Origin of the sequence: Streptomyces aurantiogriseus, from assembly GCF_014649375.1 — a bacterium.
In the GTDB taxonomy this organism is placed as follows: Bacteria; Actinomycetota; Actinomycetes; order Streptomycetales; family Streptomycetaceae; genus Streptomyces; species Streptomyces aurantiogriseus.
In genome coordinates this window covers 71,760-86,600 of the sequence record NZ_BMSX01000034.1, presented here as the reverse complement: position 1 = coordinate 86,600, position 14,841 = coordinate 71,760, and the positions used below count along the sequence as shown (strand labels likewise).

General features: G+C 69.8%; 19 protein-coding genes. 10 read left to right on the top strand and 9 right to left on the bottom strand.

Going from position 1 to position 14,841, the window contains the following annotated elements; translation table 11 throughout:
* Positions 1-112 precede the first annotated feature (112 nt).
* The 3 genes from IE263_RS43555 to rpmB all read right to left on the bottom strand — a co-directional run bounded on the left by IE263_RS43555 (position 113) and on the right by rpmB (position 1,282).
* Complete coding sequence (locus IE263_RS43555; protein WP_189943672.1) at positions 113-625, bottom strand: hypothetical protein; 513 nt, start codon at positions 623-625, stop codon at positions 113-115.
* A gap of 97 nt (positions 626-722) precedes the next feature.
* Positions 723-1,028 carry a 30S ribosomal protein S14 gene (gene rpsN / locus IE263_RS43550; RefSeq protein ID WP_189943671.1) on the bottom strand — a complete coding sequence of 102 codons (306 nt, stop codon included), beginning with the start codon at positions 1,026-1,028 and terminating at the stop codon, positions 723-725.
* A gap of 17 nt (positions 1,029-1,045) precedes the next feature.
* Positions 1,046-1,282: a 50S ribosomal protein L28 gene (rpmB, locus tag IE263_RS43545; RefSeq protein WP_189943670.1), complete on the bottom strand. Its 237-nt coding sequence runs from the start codon at positions 1,280-1,282 to the stop codon at positions 1,046-1,048.
* Between the two features lie 62 nt (positions 1,283-1,344).
* On the opposite strand from rpmB, the gene rpmG reads away from it, so the two are divergent.
* The 5 genes from rpmG to IE263_RS43520 all read left to right on the top strand — a co-directional run bounded on the left by rpmG (position 1,345) and on the right by IE263_RS43520 (position 4,228).
* On the top strand, positions 1,345-1,509 hold the full coding sequence (gene rpmG / locus IE263_RS43540) for a 50S ribosomal protein L33 (RefSeq protein ID WP_003999141.1): 165 nt from the start codon (positions 1,345-1,347) through the stop codon (positions 1,507-1,509).
* Positions 1,510-1,516: 7 nt separating this feature from the next.
* Entirely contained in the window at positions 1,517-1,780 is a 264-nt protein-coding gene (locus IE263_RS43535) for a type B 50S ribosomal protein L31 (RefSeq protein ID WP_189943669.1), read from the top strand.
* Positions 1,777-2,961 (top strand): CobW family GTP-binding protein, encoded by a 1,185-nt coding sequence (locus tag IE263_RS43530; protein WP_189943668.1) that lies wholly within the window; start codon positions 1,777-1,779, stop codon positions 2,959-2,961. The genes IE263_RS43535 and IE263_RS43530 overlap by 4 nt, the downstream gene beginning before the upstream one ends.
* A 4-nt stretch (positions 2,962-2,965) precedes the next feature.
* A complete protein-coding gene (rpsR, locus tag IE263_RS43525; protein WP_189943667.1) occupies positions 2,966-3,199 on the top strand; it encodes a 30S ribosomal protein S18 in 234 nt (77 codons plus the stop codon).
* Between the two features lie 768 nt (positions 3,200-3,967).
* Positions 3,968-4,228: a DUF397 domain-containing protein gene (locus tag IE263_RS43520; RefSeq protein ID WP_189943666.1), complete on the top strand. Its 261-nt coding sequence runs from the start codon at positions 3,968-3,970 to the stop codon at positions 4,226-4,228.
* A gap of 96 nt (positions 4,229-4,324) precedes the next feature.
* On the opposite strand, the gene IE263_RS43515 is transcribed toward IE263_RS43520, so the two are convergent.
* Positions 4,325-4,807, bottom strand: a complete 483-nt coding sequence (locus IE263_RS43515; RefSeq protein ID WP_229911496.1) for an ATP-binding protein — start codon at positions 4,805-4,807, stop codon at positions 4,325-4,327.
* Positions 4,808-5,168: 361 nt separating this feature from the next.
* Between IE263_RS43515 and IE263_RS43510 the strand changes: the two genes are divergently transcribed.
* The 3 genes from IE263_RS43510 (at position 5,169) to IE263_RS43500 (ending at position 8,419) form a co-directional block, all read left to right on the top strand.
* A complete protein-coding gene (locus tag IE263_RS43510) occupies positions 5,169-6,005 on the top strand; it encodes a Sco1979 family transcriptional regulator (protein ID WP_506005113.1) in 837 nt (278 codons plus the stop codon).
* 156 nt (positions 6,006-6,161) lie between these two features.
* Positions 6,162-7,622 carry an aldehyde dehydrogenase family protein gene (locus IE263_RS43505; protein WP_189943664.1) on the top strand — a complete coding sequence of 487 codons (1,461 nt, stop codon included), beginning with the start codon at positions 6,162-6,164 and terminating at the stop codon, positions 7,620-7,622.
* 155 nt (positions 7,623-7,777) lie between these two features.
* Entirely contained in the window at positions 7,778-8,419 is a 642-nt protein-coding gene (locus IE263_RS43500) for a PadR family transcriptional regulator (RefSeq protein WP_189943663.1), read from the top strand.
* An 85-nt stretch (positions 8,420-8,504) separates the two neighbouring features.
* Here the strand turns inward: IE263_RS43500 and gad are convergent, their stop codons facing one another.
* Positions 8,505-9,902, bottom strand: coding sequence for a glutamate decarboxylase (gene gad, locus IE263_RS43495; protein WP_189943662.1), 1,398 nt, complete (start codon positions 9,900-9,902; stop codon positions 8,505-8,507).
* Positions 9,903-9,966: 64 nt separating this feature from the next.
* Positions 9,967-10,176: a hypothetical protein gene (locus IE263_RS43490; protein WP_189943661.1), complete on the bottom strand. Its 210-nt coding sequence runs from the start codon at positions 10,174-10,176 to the stop codon at positions 9,967-9,969.
* A 135-nt stretch (positions 10,177-10,311) separates the two neighbouring features.
* Between IE263_RS43490 and IE263_RS43485 the strand changes: the two genes are divergently transcribed.
* Positions 10,312-11,076: a MerR family transcriptional regulator gene (locus tag IE263_RS43485; protein WP_189943660.1), complete on the top strand. Its 765-nt coding sequence runs from the start codon at positions 10,312-10,314 to the stop codon at positions 11,074-11,076.
* A 15-nt stretch (positions 11,077-11,091) separates the two neighbouring features.
* On the opposite strand, the gene IE263_RS43480 is transcribed toward IE263_RS43485, so the two are convergent.
* Positions 11,092-11,457: a YbjQ family protein gene (locus IE263_RS43480; protein ID WP_189943659.1), complete on the bottom strand. Its 366-nt coding sequence runs from the start codon at positions 11,455-11,457 to the stop codon at positions 11,092-11,094.
* Between the two features lie 131 nt (positions 11,458-11,588).
* Here IE263_RS43480 and IE263_RS43475 point away from each other — a divergent pair, with 131 nt between their 5' ends.
* The gene (locus tag IE263_RS43475) at positions 11,589-12,500 is read left to right on the top strand and encodes a DedA family protein (protein WP_189943658.1); all 912 of its coding nucleotides are present in this window, start codon (positions 11,589-11,591) and stop codon (positions 12,498-12,500) included.
* Between the two features lie 39 nt (positions 12,501-12,539).
* Here the strand turns inward: IE263_RS43475 and IE263_RS43470 are convergent, their stop codons facing one another.
* Both IE263_RS43470 and IE263_RS43465 read right to left on the bottom strand, forming a co-directional pair.
* Positions 12,540-14,201, bottom strand: a complete 1,662-nt coding sequence (locus IE263_RS43470; RefSeq protein ID WP_189943657.1) for a threonine/serine exporter family protein — start codon at positions 14,199-14,201, stop codon at positions 12,540-12,542.
* Positions 14,202-14,303: 102 nt separating this feature from the next.
* On the bottom strand, positions 14,304-14,795 hold the full coding sequence (locus tag IE263_RS43465) for an inorganic diphosphatase (protein WP_029381130.1): 492 nt from the start codon (positions 14,793-14,795) through the stop codon (positions 14,304-14,306).
* Positions 14,796-14,841 lie beyond the last annotated feature (46 nt).

Sequence of the window (14,841 nt, the reverse complement as noted above, 5' to 3'; positions counted from 1 at the left end):
CACCAACGATCCGGCAGGCCGACAGTCACATGATCAACGGCTTTTGTTAGCGCCAGTTATACGACCTTCTGGTCGTAGGGTCGGCGCCGGCGTCCGGCCGGCGACGTACGGTTCACGACCCCAGCCCCGCCGTCGGCAGCCCCGACGGCCACTGCCCGCCCTCCGCCTTGGTGTACGTCTCCTTGCCGAGCCCGCCCTCCCAGGTGACCTGGAGGGACTTGGTGTCGACGGAGTCGACCATGCCGGCCGTACGGTTCTTCTCACCGGTCGTGCACTTGAGGCGGATCATCTGCATGCCCGCCTCCTCGCCGGCGGTCCCGTTGCACAGGGTCCCGCCGGTCGCGAAGAGGGCGGCCTGCTCACCGGTGATGACCAGGGCGACGGCCTTGCCGTCCGTGGTGGCCAGCCAGCTGCCCTCCAGCTCGCCGGACGCCGACGCGGACCCGCCGGTGCCGCCCCCGGTGTCCGCGCTCGCCGTCGTGCTCGGGGTGGCCGAGGGGCCGCCGTCGGAGCCGCCGTCGTCGCTGCACGCGGCAAGGACGAGCGTGCCCGCCAGCGCGGCGGCCACGGAGGCGGCCCGTACCGTCCGGCGGGACGCCCCGCGCGAGTAGATCGCCGAAGTCACTGCAAGCTCCCAAGCTGTAGCCGGACAGGACCGCAGCAAGCTACCAGCACGCCTCGGACGAAGCCTGGGGGCGGCCCGTGACCTACCAGCCCGTGACCTACCAGGAAGACTTCCGCACCCCCGGCAGATACCCGGAGTGCGCCTGCTCCCGCAGGCTCACCCGCGACAGCCCGAACGTCCGGAAGTACCCGCGTGGCCGCCCGTCCACCTGGTCCCGGTTGCGCACGCGCGTGGCGCTCGCGTCCCGTGGCTGCCTGCGCAACTCCCGCTGCGCCGCCAGCCGTTCCGCCTCCGTCGACGACGGCCGCCGGATGATCTCCTTCAGCTCGGCCCGCCGCTCCGCGTACCGCGCGACGACCTCCTGCCGCTTCTCGTTCTTCGCGATCTTGCTCTTCTTCGCCATCTCAGCCCCTCGCCCCGTCAGACCTTCACTCCGCGCGCCCGGATCCGGGCCACGGCCGCCTCGACACCGATCGCGTCGACGGTCCTGATCCCCTTCGCGCTCAGCCGCAGCCGGACGTGACGGCCCTCGCTCGGCAGCCAGTAGCGCTTGGTCTGGATGTTGGGGTCGAAGCGGCGGGACGTCCGCCGGTGGGAGTGGGAGATGCGGTTGCCGAAGCCGGGCTGGGCGCCGGTCAGCATGCAGTGCGCGGACACGGGTGACGTACCTCTCCTCGAGCCGTAGTGTTAATGGAATTCATTTTCAGTAAGATAGCAGCATGGCTCGCAACGAACTGCGCCCGGTCATCAAGCTCCGCTCCACGGCGGGGACCGGCTACACGTACGTCACCCGCAAGAACCGCCGCAACGACCCGGACCGCATGACCCTGCGCAAGTACGACCCCGTCGTCGGCCGTCACGTCGACTTCCGAGAGGAGCGCTGATCCACCCGTGCGCGAGGGAATCCACCCGGCCTACGGTCCCGTCGTCTTCCGGGACCGTGCCGCGAACTACGCCTTCCTCACCCGCTCGACACTGTCCGCCACGGCGGGCGCGAAGACGATCGAGTGGGAGGACGGCCACACCTACCCGGTCGTGGACGTCGAGATCTCGAACGTCAGCCACCCCTTCTACACCGGCACCGCCCGCGTCCTGGACACGGCCGGCCGCGTGGAGCGCTTCGAGCGCCGTTACGGACAGCGGGGCCAGGCGTGACCCTGTCGGTGGTGATCGTCGGCGGGCTGCACAGCGACGCACGCCGGGCGACTGTCGAGCAGCTGCTCGCCGACGTGCCCGGCAGCGTCGTCCTCCACCACGACCTGGCGACGGCCGCCGCCGGCACGGTCGTACGGACGATCAGGGACGCCACCGGCGTCCTCTCCACCGGCGAGGCGCCCCTGGTCAACGACTGCGCGTGCTGCGCGCTGCGCGAGGACCTCGTGCCCGAGCTGCTACGCCTGGCCGGCGACGCGACCACCCGGCTCGCGATCGTCGAGCTGTGGGACTCCGTCGAGCCCAAGGCCATGGCCGAGGTGGTCGTCGTCGGCGGCCTCACCGTCACCGGCGTGATCACCGCCGTCGACCCGGCGCTGCTGCTGCCGTACCTCGGCAACGGCGACGACCTCGCCGACGCCGGCCTCGCCGCAGCCGCCACCGACCAGCGGACCGTCGCCGACACCTTCGCCCGGCAGCTGGAGTACGCCCCGGTCCTGGCGCTCGTCGACTCCCCGGAGGCCGACGACGAGGACCGCGAGCTGCTGGCCCAGCTCCATCCGACGGCCCGCCGGGTCCCCGTCCCGGGCGGCCACCTGGGGGATTCGGCGGGCGCCCCGGCACGTGCAGATGCATCCGGCGCCCGGTCCGACCTGGCGTCCGCCGCCCTCGCCGGCTTCGATGTCGAGACGGCCGCCGCCGCCCAGCATCCGGCCTGCGCCCTCCTCCCCGCCGAGGCCGACGCGCACGGCGTCTCCACCCTCGTCTGGCACCGCCGCCGCCCCTTCCACCCGGAGCGGCTGTATGCGGCGCTGGAGGACCTGACCTGCGCCGCTGCCCGCAGCCGGGGCCGGTTCTGGCTCGCCGACAAGCCGGACACGCTGCTCCACTGGGACGCGGCCGGCGGAGCCCTGTGCGTGGAGTCGGCCGGGCCCTGGCTCGCCTCCCTGCCCGACGCGGCCTGGGAGCTGGTCCCGCCGGTGCGCCGCGCCGCCGCCGCGCTGGACTGGCACCCCGAGCACGGCGACTGCTGCCAGCACCTCGTCTTCACGTCCCCCGGCCTCGACCGCGACGGACTCGAACGGCTCCTGGAGTCCTGCCTGCTCACCGACGCCGAATACGCCGCCGGCCGCGACGCCTGGAAGCGGCTGCCGCCCGCCTTCGACACCCTCCTGGAGGTCTGACCCCATGCCCCGCAAGAGCGACCGCAAGCCCGTCAGGAACCGGCCCAACCCGCTGGACCAGGCCGGGATCACCTACATCGACTACAAGGACACCGACCTGCTGCGGAAGTTCATCTCCGACCGCGGCAAGATCCGCAGCCGCCGGGTCACCCGGGTCTCCGCCCAGCAGCAGCGTCTGCTGGCCCGCGCCATCAAGAACGCCCGCGAGATGGCCCTGCTGCCGTACGGCAGTCGCTGAGGACACCCCTGACTCGTCGGTGCGGGCCCGCGTTCGTAGCGACGGACCGGCCATCGCCGTAGGGGATCCCCGTCAGTCGTACGAGCACAATCGCGCCGATCGTCCGGTCCGGCAGGTCACCCGCACCAGGAGCATCTGCGTCAACGGACCGGCCGCCCGCACCCTTTCTGAGCCGAGTCCGTACTCGCCCCCGTGGACGATCCGCCGTCGTCCACGGGGGCGAGCGCCTGTCGCGGGCGGGGGGCCGGGGTGAGGCGTCCCGGCCTGTTCGCGCCGGGGATGGGGGGAGGTGCGGGTGGTATCCGATTCCGGGGGGAGGGGGGTGCCGGAGGTTGCCCGGGTCCCGTCCGCCGCGCCGAGTGGACGGCGAACGTCCGCCCAGGCGGGGGCCTGTTCGGCCGATTTCCGCGGCCCCGGCCGATGCCCGTCGGCCGAACCGTGTCCGGCACGACGGAACACGAACGCCCCTCGATGCGTCTCTTCCTGTGCACAAGTGGTTCGATCCGGACTACCTCGCACGGCCCGTGCGTCACAAAGGACCCAGAAGAACCAGTGATCGCATGGGCCACAGGCTTCGGGGCAGACGCGCGAAGGGGTCCGGAGGGCCGAACGATTTCGGCAAAGCAGGCGTCAAAGCTGTAACCGCACCAGCACCCGGCGTGCACGTGCATCTGCTCCTGCATCTGCACATGAACGGGGTTATGATCCGGAACAGTTGACCACGGCACCAATGGCCACACGAGCCAGTGCACCACCAGGGAGCGACCTGTGGACCACGACGTTGACGGGGGGCACGACGTGTACAACGGCATGGCGGCCACACAGTTGTCCGGGGTTGCCTGGCAGAAGAGCCGGCACAGCAACTCGCAGGGTTCCTGTGTCGAGTTCGCGCGGCTGCCGGGCGGAGACGTGGCGGTGCGCAACTCGCGTTTCCCGGACGGTCCCGCGCTCGTCTACACGCGGGCCGAGATCGAGGCGATGCTGCTGGGCATCAAGGACGGCGAGTTCGACCACCTGATCGCGAGCTGACGTCCGCACCCTCCGATGCGCGGCGCCTCGGAGGAATCGGTGGAAAAGTGGTGACAACGCGCGTAGAACCGCGGCACCAGTAGGTGCCGCGGTTCGTCATTCGGCGGCGGTACGCAGGCGGAACAGCGCCCAGACGACCTTGCCGCCCAGGTTGCCGGCGAGCGGGTGCCAGCCCCAGCCGTCGGCGAAGGAGTCGACGAGGAACAGGCCGCGGCCGGACTCCGCCGAGAAGTCGTCCGCCTCGCGCGGCAACGGGTTGTCGTGGCTGGGGTCGCGCACCGCGCACACCAGCCGCTCGGTCCACCGCATCAGGTGCAGCCGCACGGGCGGATGCTCTCCCGCCCCGCAGAGCGCGGCGTCGGGCGACAGTCCGTGCCGCAGGGCGTTGGTCACCAGCTCCGAGACCACCAGACAGACGTCGTCGAAACGGTCGCCGACGTCCCACTGGCCGAGGGTTCTGCGGGTGAACTGCCGTGCTTCGCGCACCGCTTCGAAGCGGGCGGGCAGAGCGCAGGAGGCCGCGTTGGACACGGCCGCGGGATCAAGCGGCGGAAGGCCCTGCCGTAACGGCTCGAGCATGGTCGATCCATTCGTCCCCATGCGAGGCACTCCCGGGATTCGCGGTCGTTGCGATGCAGCGGTGGCGCGCGACCATGGTTTCCGATGCGGAGAGCAGATGCAAGGGCAGATGCACGTGCACGTGACCGAATTGGCCCCGCCCGTACCGCTTCTTGGCCATTTTTTCCGCCATCTTCTCGTCGTTCAGCAGCGCTTCTCTTGTTTTCCTCTCACTCTTCCCCGGCGCCGCTTCCTGCGTATCCTTGGCTTCTTTCCATCTCTGTAATCGGACGAGTACTGCTCGAAGTGTTTTAGTGGCAGACTGCGGGCCCAAGGACGCTTGGGGAGGCTGGCGAACGTGAGCGCGGGAGAGCCCGGATCGGTGGTGCGGCGCATGCTGCTCGGCTCGCAACTACGGCGACTGCGTGAGACGCGCGGCATCACACGCGAGGCGGCGGGGTATTCGATCCGAGCCTCGGAGTCGAAGATCAGCCGGATGGAGCTGGGCCGGGTGAGCTTCAAGACACGGGACGTCGAAGACCTGTTGACGCTGTACGGCATCACGGACGACGCGGAGCGGCAGGCGCTCGTCTCCCTCGCCCGCGAGGCCAACGTGGCGGGCTGGTGGCACAGTTACTCGGACGTGCTGCCCAACTGGTTCCCCACGTACGTCGGTCTGGAGGGCGCGGCCTCGCTGATCCGCGCGTACGAGGTGCAGTTCGTGCACGGGCTGCTGCAGACGGAGGCGTACGCGCACGCGGTCGTGCGGCGCGGCATGAAGGGCGCGAGCGCGGCCGACATCGACCGGCGGGTGGCACTGCGCCTGGAGCGGCAGAAGTACCTCGTGGCTGAGAACGCCCCGGAGTTCCACATCGTCCTCGACGAGGCGGCCCTGCGCCGGCCGTACGGCGACCGCGAGGTGATGCGCGGGCAGCTCCAGCACCTGATCGAGATCTCCGAACGCCCCAACGTACGGCTGCAGATCATGCCGTTCAGCTTCGGCGGGCACTCCGGGGAGTCCGGCGCCTTCACCATCCTGAGCTTCCCGGAGTCCGACCTGTCGGACGTCGTCTACCTGGAACAGCTCACCAGCGCCCTCTACCTGGACAAACGTGAGGACGTCACCCTGTACGAGCAGGCGCTGGAGGAGCTCCAGAAGGACAGCCCCGGGCCCGACGAGAGCCGGGACCTGCTGCGCGGGCTGCTCCAGCTGTCCTGACCGTTCCTGTCGGCGACTTTCCGGTCACTTTCCGGGATCTTTCCCAGGGATTCCCCCAGAGGTCCCGGAGGTGCCCCCAACTCCCTTGAAACACACGTACGATGACGTGTGATCAGATCGTGACGTCGATCGCAGCGCAGGGGATTGAGGGATCACATGTCGTCCTACTTCACCGACCTGGCCCAGCAGTACATCGACGGTGAGTGGCGCCCGGGGACAGGCTCCTGGGACATCATCGACTTCAACCCCTACGACGGTGAGAAGCTGGCCTCGATCACCATAGCCACCGTCGACGAGGTCGACGAGGCGTACCGGGCCGCCGCCCGCGCCCAGAAGGACTGGGCCGCGACCAACGCCTACGCCCGCCGCGCCGTCTTCGAGAAGGTGCTGCGTCTGGTCGAGGAGCGCGAGCAGGAGATCACCGAGGTGATCATCGCCGAGCTCGGCGGCACCGGCCTGAAGGCCGGCTTCGAACTGCACCTCGCCAAGGAGTTCCTGCGCGAGTCGATCCACCTGGCGCTGCGCCCCGAGGGCCGGATCATCCCCTCGCCGGTCGACGGCAAGGAGAACCGCCTCTACCGCGTGCCGGTGGGCGTCGTCGGTGTGATCAGCCCCTTCAACTTCCCGTTCCTGCTGTCGCTGAAGTCCGTCGCCCCGGCCCTGGCGCTCGGCAACGCCGTGGTGCTCAAGCCGCACCAGAACACCCCGATCACCGGCGGCACGCTGGTCGCGAAGCTCTTCGAGGACGCGGGCCTGCCCGCCGGCCTGCTCAACGTCGTCGTCACCGACATCGCGGAGATCGGCGACGCCTTCATCGAGCACCCGATCCCGCGGGTCATCTCCTTCACCGGCTCCGACAAGGTCGGCCGCCACGTCGCCACGGTCTGCGCCTCCCACTTCAAGCGCTCCATCCTCGAACTGGGCGGCAACAGCGCCCTCGTCGTCCTCGACGACGCGGACATCGACTACGCGGTCGACGCGGCCGTCTTCAGCCGCTTCGTCCACCAGGGCCAGGTCTGCATGGCCGCCAACCGTGTCCTGGTCGACCGCTCGATCGCCGACGAGTTCACCGAGAAGTTCGTCGCCAAGGTCAAGTCCCTCAAGGTCGGCGACCCGAGCGACCCGCAGACGGTCATCGGCCCGGTCATCAACTCCTCGCAGGCGGAGGCCCTCTCGGGCGCCGTCGAGCAGGCGGTCGCCGAGGGCGCGACGGCCCTGGTGCGCGGCACGACCACCGACAACCTCGTCGAGCCCTCCGTCCTGACGGACGTCCCCGCCGACTCGGCCCTCCTCCGCCAGGAGATCTTCGGCCCCGTCGCCTTCCTCGTCCCCTTCGACGGAGAGGAGGAGGCCGTCCGCCTCGTCAACGACACCCCGTACGGGCTCAGCGGCGCCGTCCACACCGGCGACATCGAGCGCGGCGTCGCCTTCGCCAAGCAGATCGACACCGGCATGTTCCACGTCAACGACGGCACCGTCCACGACGAGCCCCTCGTCCCCTTCGGCGGCGAGAAGAGCTCGGGCGTCGGCCGCCTGAACGGCGAGACGACGCTGGAAGCGTTCACGACGACGAAGTGGATCTCGGTGCAGCACGGCCGGAGCGGATTCCCGTTCTAGGCGGTGTCCGGGTCAGGCCGGTCCGGGGCTGTCGGCGGTCCTCACGGCGGTGCGTTCAGCGGTACGCCCGAACGCCGGTGCCGATCACCGCGGTGATCGCCCACCCCGACCGGCCCGGACCCGGCACCTGCACCGCCCGGCCTACGCTGGACGCCATGTCAGCGATCCGCCTCCTCGTGCTCGGTGCCGTTCGTCAGCACGGGCGGGCCCATGGCTACCAGGTACGCAACGACCTGGAGTACTGGGGCGCCCACGAGTGGTCCACCGCCAAGCCGGGCTCGATCTACCACGCGCTGAAGCAGATGGCGAAACAGGGGTTGCTGCACGCGCACGAGATCGCCCCCTCCACCGCCGGCGGCCCGCCCCGCACGGAGTACGAGATCACGGACCAGGGCACCGAGGAGTTCTTCCGGCTGGTCCGTGAGGCGCTGACCTCCTACGACCAGAAGATGGACATGAAGTCGGCGGCCATCGGCTTCATCGTCGACCTGCCGCGCGCCGAGGCGGTCGCTCTCCTGAAGGAGCGGATCCGGCGCATCGAGGAGTGGCGCTCGGCCGTCACCGAGCACTACGTGCCCGAGCGGGGCCCCGAGCAGCTCGGTCACATCGGCGAGATCATGAACCTCTGGATCCACACGGCCGACGCCGAGGCCGAGTGGACCCAAGGGCTCATCGCCCGGATCGAGGGCGGCGCCTACACCTTCGCCGGCGAGGGCGAGCCGTTCGTCGGTGTCCTCGCCGAGGGCGAGGAGAACCCGTACGCGACGGGGGAGCGGCATCCGCAGGACGACCGCTGAGAAGGCGCGGGCAGAAGGAGACCTACGTCGTCCGGCCGCCGGCGCCGGAGGTGCGCACGCACGAGCCGGCAGTCCCGGCGCGGGATCAGTGATGGAACCCGGTCGCCGCCTCCTTGTCCCTTGTCAGCGGATGCGGCTGCCGGCGCAGTTCCGGCAGCAGCCGGGTCAGGTCCTCCACGAACAGGTCGGCGAGGTCCTCCGAGAAGCCGTTGCGGCACACGACCCGCAGGACGGACAGGTCCTCGCGGTCCGGCGGGAAGGTGTACGCGGGCACCAGCCAGCCGCTCTCGCGCAGCCGCCGGGAGACGTCGAAGACGTCGTACGCCTCGACGCCGGGGGCCGTGGTGAAGGCGAAGACGGGCAGTTGGTCGCCCCGCGTCAGCAGCCGGAAGTCGCCCAGCGCCTCCACCCGGTCGGCGATCCCCCGGGCGACCTCCCGCGTGGACTGCTGCACGGCCCGGTAGCCCTCGCGGCCCAGCCGCAGGAACGTGTAGTACTGCGCGACGACCTGGGCGCCGGGGCGCGAGAAGTTCAGCGCGAAGGTCGGCATGTCGCCGCCCAGGTAGTTCACATGGAAGACCAGCTCCTCCGGCAGGGCCTCCTTGTCACGCCACAGCGCCCACCCCACCCCCGGGTAGACGAGCCCGTACTTGTGCCCCGAGGTGTTGATCGACGCCACGCGCGCGAGGCGGAAGTCCCACACCAGGTCCTCGTCGAGGAAGGGCGCGACCATCCCGCCGGACGCGGCGTCGACATGCACCGGGATGTCGAGGCCGGTGCGCTCCTGGAGGGCGTCCAGGGCCGCGCACAGCTCCGCGATCGGCTCGTAGGAGCCGTCGAAGGTGGAGCCGAGGATGCCGACGACCCCGATGGTGTTCTCGTCACACAGCTCGGCGGCGGCCTGCGGGTCGAGATGGAAGCGGTCGCCCTCCATGGGGACCTGACGGGGCTCCACCTCCCAGAACGTGCAGAACTTCTCCCAGCAGACCTGGACGTTGACACCCATGACCAGGTTCGGCCGGGCGCCCGGCGCGGAGTTCCGCCTGCTCCAGCGCCGCTTGAGGGCCATCCCGGCGAGCATGCACGCCTCGCTCGACCCGGTCGTCGAACAGCCCACCGCCGACGGATCCGGCGCGTTCCACAGGTCGGCGAGCATCGCCACGCACCGCCGCTCCAGCTCGGCGGTGCGCGGGTACTCGTCCTTGTCGATCATGTTCTTGTCCCGGCACTCCGCCATCAGCACCCCGGCCTGCGGCTCCATCCACGTCGTGACGAACGTGGCCAGGTTCAGCCGGGAGTTGCCGTCCAGCATCAGCTCGTCGTGCACGAGTTGATATGCCGTCGGCGGCGGCATCGGGCCGTCCGGCAGCCGGTGTTTGGGCGGCGCCTCGGTCATGCCGCCGACCGGATCCGCCGCGCCGTAGAAGGGATTCACGGCCAGGGGGCGCTCGTCGGACTTCACGGGGCCTTTGTGAAGGGGCATGGATTCTCCTGAGGTGTGCGCAGCGGCGTCCTGCCGCTTCATCGGATCGAGGGGCCTCATCGGTTCACCGCATCGCCGCCGGCTTCATCGCCGTCATCACGGCGCGCTCTCCGCCGAGCAGCCGGCCGGATGGCGCGCCGGCTCCCCGAACCTCGTCCAGCCCCTTGAAGAGCCTCAGAGGGCTGCTCAGGCCGTTGCCGGCAGACGCCGGCGACGAGGCGCGCGCCGGGGGCGCCGGAGCGGGGGGCGCCTGCCGCGCGATGTCCTGGGCCACGCGCTCACGATAAGCGGACAAAACCGGTACAACATCCCGAGGTGGACCGAGGTGTGACTCCGGGGAAAACGGGCTTGCACCTCACGCGACGTGAGGACCCACTGTGGAGTGCGTACCGAGAAAGGAGCGGACGAAGTGAGCTACTCCGTCGGACAGGTGGCCGGCTTCGCCGGAGTCACGGTGCGCACCCTGCACCACTACGACGACATCGGCCTGCTCGTCCCGAGCGAGCGCAGCCCCGCGGACCACCGGCGCTACAGCGACGCCGACCTCGACCGGCTGCAGCAGATCCTGTTCTACCGGGAGCTCGGCTTCCCGCTCGACGAGGTCGCGGCCCTGCTCGACGACCCGGACGCGGACCCGCGCGAACACCTGCGCCGGCAGCACGAGCTGCTGACCGCCCGGATCGAGAAGCTGCAGAAGATGGCGGCGGCCGTGGAGCACGCCATGGAGGCACGCACGATGGGAATCAACCTCACGCCCGAGGAGCGGTTCGAGGTGTTCGGGGACAAGGACCCCGAGCAGTACGCCGAGGAGGCCGAACAGCGCTGGGGTGGCACCGAGGCCTACGCCGAGTCACAGCGCCGGGCCGCCTCTTACACCAAGGAGGACTGGAAGCGCATGCAGGCCGAGGTGACCGACTGGGGCGAGCGCTACGGCGCCCTGATGGCCGCCGGCGAGCCGCCGGCCGGCGAGGCGGCCATGGACATGGCCGAGGAGCACCGGCAGCACATCTGCGGCTGGTTCTACGAGTGCTCGTACGAAATGCACCAGGGTCTCGGCGAGATGTACGTCGCCGACGAGCGCTTCAAGGCGTTCTACGACTCGATGCTCCCGGGCCTCGCCGAGCACCTCAAGGAGGCGATCACCGCGAACGCGGCCCGGCACACGCGCGCGTAGGGTCCTGGCCCGGGGTCACTCCCGGGCCAGGACCACCGCCGTTCCGTAGGCGCACACCTCGGTGCCCACGTCCGCGGCCTCCGTCACGTCGAAGCGGAAGGCCAGTACGGCATTGGCTCCACGCACGCGTGCCTGCTCGACCAGACGCTCCATGGCCTGGTTGCGGGTCTGGACGAGCGTCTTGGTGAGGCCCTTGAGCTCACCGCCGATCATCGACTTCAGCCCGGCACCGATCTGGCTCCCGAGGTGCCGCGAGCGCACCGTCAGCCCGAAGACCTCGCCGATGACGTGCTCGACCCGGTGTCCGGGCACGTCGTTCGTGGTGACGACCAGTACGTCCGGCTGAGGGCCCTGCCCGCCGCCGTAGTCCTCGATACCCATGCTCACAGGTTTGCCCAAGCCGGGGCACAGTGCATCCTGGAAAGCCCCATGGAACCTGGGGGGAGGCGGCTGCGTTGATACGTTTGGGCAGCCAGCCCCAGCCCGTACCCCACAGCAGGAGCCACATCCCCGTGACCACGCTTGCGCTAGGCCCCGAGTGGCTCAGCCCGGACTATCTGATCGAGACCTTCAGCCTGCCCGGCATCCTGCTGATCGTTTTCGCCGAGTCCGGCCTCTTCGCCTTCCTCCCCGGCGACTCCCTGCTGTTCACGGCGGGCCTCTTCGTGGCCGAGGGGCAGTACATCAGCCAGCCCTTGTGGCTGGTCTGCACGCTCATCGTGATCGCCGCCGTCGTCGGCGACCAAGTGGGCTACATGATCGGCAAGTTCCTCGGCCCCAAGCTCTTCAACCGGCCCAACTCCAAGCTCTTCAAACAGGAGAACCTGGACAAGGCCCACGAGTTCATGGAGAAGTACGGCCCCAAGGCGATCGTCCTCGCCCGCTTCGTGCCGATCGTCCGGACGTTCGCGCCCATCGTCGCGGGCGCCGGCAGCATGAAGTACCGCACGTTCCTGTCGTACAACATCATCGGCGGCGTCGCCTGGGGCACGGGCGTCACCCTCGCGGGGTACTGGCTCGGCCAGATCGAGTTCATCAAGACGAACGTCGAGTCGATCCTCATCCTGATCGTGCTCGCCTCCGTCGTCCCGATCGTCATCGAGTACCTGCGGGAGCGCGGCAAGAAGAAGCGGGCGGCGGCCGGGCAGCCGACGCCCGCACAGCCCCAGTCCCCCGTCATGGACGACGCCACCACCCAACTCCGCCGCATCGACCAGCACGACCCGTACGGCCGGCAGGGCCAGGACGAGTACCAGAACGAGTACCAGAACGGGTACCAGAACGGGTACTACGGCCAGCAGTACCCGCAGCAGCAGTACCCCGAGCAGCAGCAGTACCCGCAGCAGGACTGGCAGCCCGAGCAGCAGCCGTACGGCAGCACGCAGAACCAGAACGGCCAGTACCCCTACAACCAGGGTTACTAGAGCAAGCCCCAAGGGGGCGCAGCCCCCAGGCGCCCCCGCTCAAAAACCCCGCGTCCGCTTGGCGGCACGCCGCTTCTCGGCGGACCCGATCCGCAGGAACAACCGGGACACCTCCGACCCGAGATTCACCCCGATGGCAATGGCCATGGCCAACGCGGCGGCCTTGGTCAGAGAGACCAACCCGGCGTCCACCTCGTTCTGCGCGATCGCCAACAACCCGAAATAGGTTGCCGACCCCGGCAGCAGGGGGCCGATCGCCGCGGTCGTGTACGGCAGCGCCGACACGAACCGATACCGCGACAGCAACTGCCCGAAGAGCCCCACCACCCCCGCCGCTACGGCGGTGGAGGCGACCGGCGAGATCTCACCGGCGTAGTGCATCGCGCCGTACACCGACCAGGCGACCCCGCCGTTCAAGGTCACGGCCAGCACGGTGGATCGTTCCTGTTGGAGCAGGACCGCGAAGGTCAGCGACAGCAGCATCGACGCGCCGATCTGCCACAACGGCCGCTCGCTGATGCCCAGCGCGGCGTCGGGGTTGAGGTGGGCGCCGAGCTGCACGCCGAGGTAGAGCATCACCAGCACGCCGACGACGATGCCCACGTAGAAGTACATGACCTCCAGCAGACGCGCCGCGGCGGTGATGTAGAAGCCGGTCAGACCGTCCTGCACGCCCGCCACGAGCGCCCGCCCGGGCAGCAGCGCGAACAGCCCACCGGTGATGACCGCGGACGCCTTCACGTCGACGTGGGCCAGCGTCAGCGCGATCCCGATGGCGGCCGACGGCATCGCGGCCACCAGGAACTGGTAGAACTCCGGCAGCCCGCGCCCCGCGCACAGCCAGGCGAGCCGGTCGCCGAGCATCGCGCCGATCGCGGCGGCCACGAACACGATCAGGTCACCGCCGACGAGCACCGAGGCCGCGCCCGCGAGCAGCCCGCTCGCCGAGGTCAACACCCAGGTGGGGTAGGGGTGCCGGTTGCGCCGGATCTCCGCGAGCCGCCGATAGGCCTCCTCCAGGGAGATGTGCGTCTCCGGGTCACTGAGGTCGTCGACGAGCTGGAAGACGGCCGCCAGCCGCGTGTAGTCGGTGCCCCGCCGCCGCACGGTCCGCGACGCCGTCACCGGGTCCTCCACCAGCGACGGCTGGTAGGAGATCGACAGCAGCGTGAAGGTGACGTTCGGCTCGCAGCGGTCGAGCCCGTAGGAGCGGCAGACCGCGAACATCGCGGCCTCCACGTCCTCGGCGCCCTCCCCGCCCGCCAGCAGCAGCTCGCCGATACGCAGGGTCAGGTCGAGCACGCGCGGGACGGCCGGACCCTCCTCCTCCGCCTTGGGCACCCGCTCCGGCGCGGGCCGCTCGGCCACCGGCATCCGCAGCATCGTGCGCATCCGGTCCTGCCAGGGCACGTCCTTGGTCACACTGACCACCGGTATGCCCTCGGGCGGCGTGAACGCGGCCGGAGCGTGCCGGGCGCTGTAGGTGCTCGGCGGACTGAACGCCGACCCCTCCGGTTCGCCCGAGACCGGCTGCGGGGCGTCCAGCCCCTCCGGAACGGCGAACTCCGACGTGGTCTCCGACTCGCCCCCGACCCTGGGGACGGCCAGCCCCGCCGGAATCGCGAACTCGGAGGTGATCTCGGAATCGAACGCGCCCCTCGCCTCGTCCGACTGCGGCTTGCGGTCCTCCGCCTCCGTCACTGAGCAACGCTCCCTGAACGACACATTCCGTAGGCCTCAGTATGCGCACGGACACGCCGAGGGGCCGCACGCGTGCGCGTGCGGCCCCTCGGCTACGGGAGGTCAGTGACCGCCCTGCTCCTTGAAGCGCTTGTACGACCGCTCGATCTCCGCCTCGGCGTCGGTGCGGCCCACCCAGTTGGCACCCTCGACGGACTTGCCGGGCTCCAGGTCCTTGTAGACCTCGAAGAAGTGCTGGATCTCCAGGCGGTCGAACTCAGACACGTGGTGGATGTCACGCAGGTGCTCCACGCGCGGGTCGGTCGCCGGGACACACAGCAGCTTGTCGTCGCCACCGGCCTCGTCCGTCATGCGGAACATACCGATCGCGCGGCAGCGGATGAGGCAGCCCGGGAAGGTCGGCTCGTCCAGGATGACCAGCGCGTCGAGCGGGTCGCCGTCCTCGCCGAGCGTGTTCTCGACGAAGCCGTAGTCGGTCGGGTAGGCGGTCGAGGTGAAGAGTCGACGGTCCAGGCGGATCCGACCGGTCTCGTGGTCCACCTCGTACTTGTTCCGCGAACCCTTCGGGATCTCGATCGTGACGTCGAACTCCACCGGTGGCTCCTCCATGATCAGCACATAGTTCTGGTGATTAAGTGTC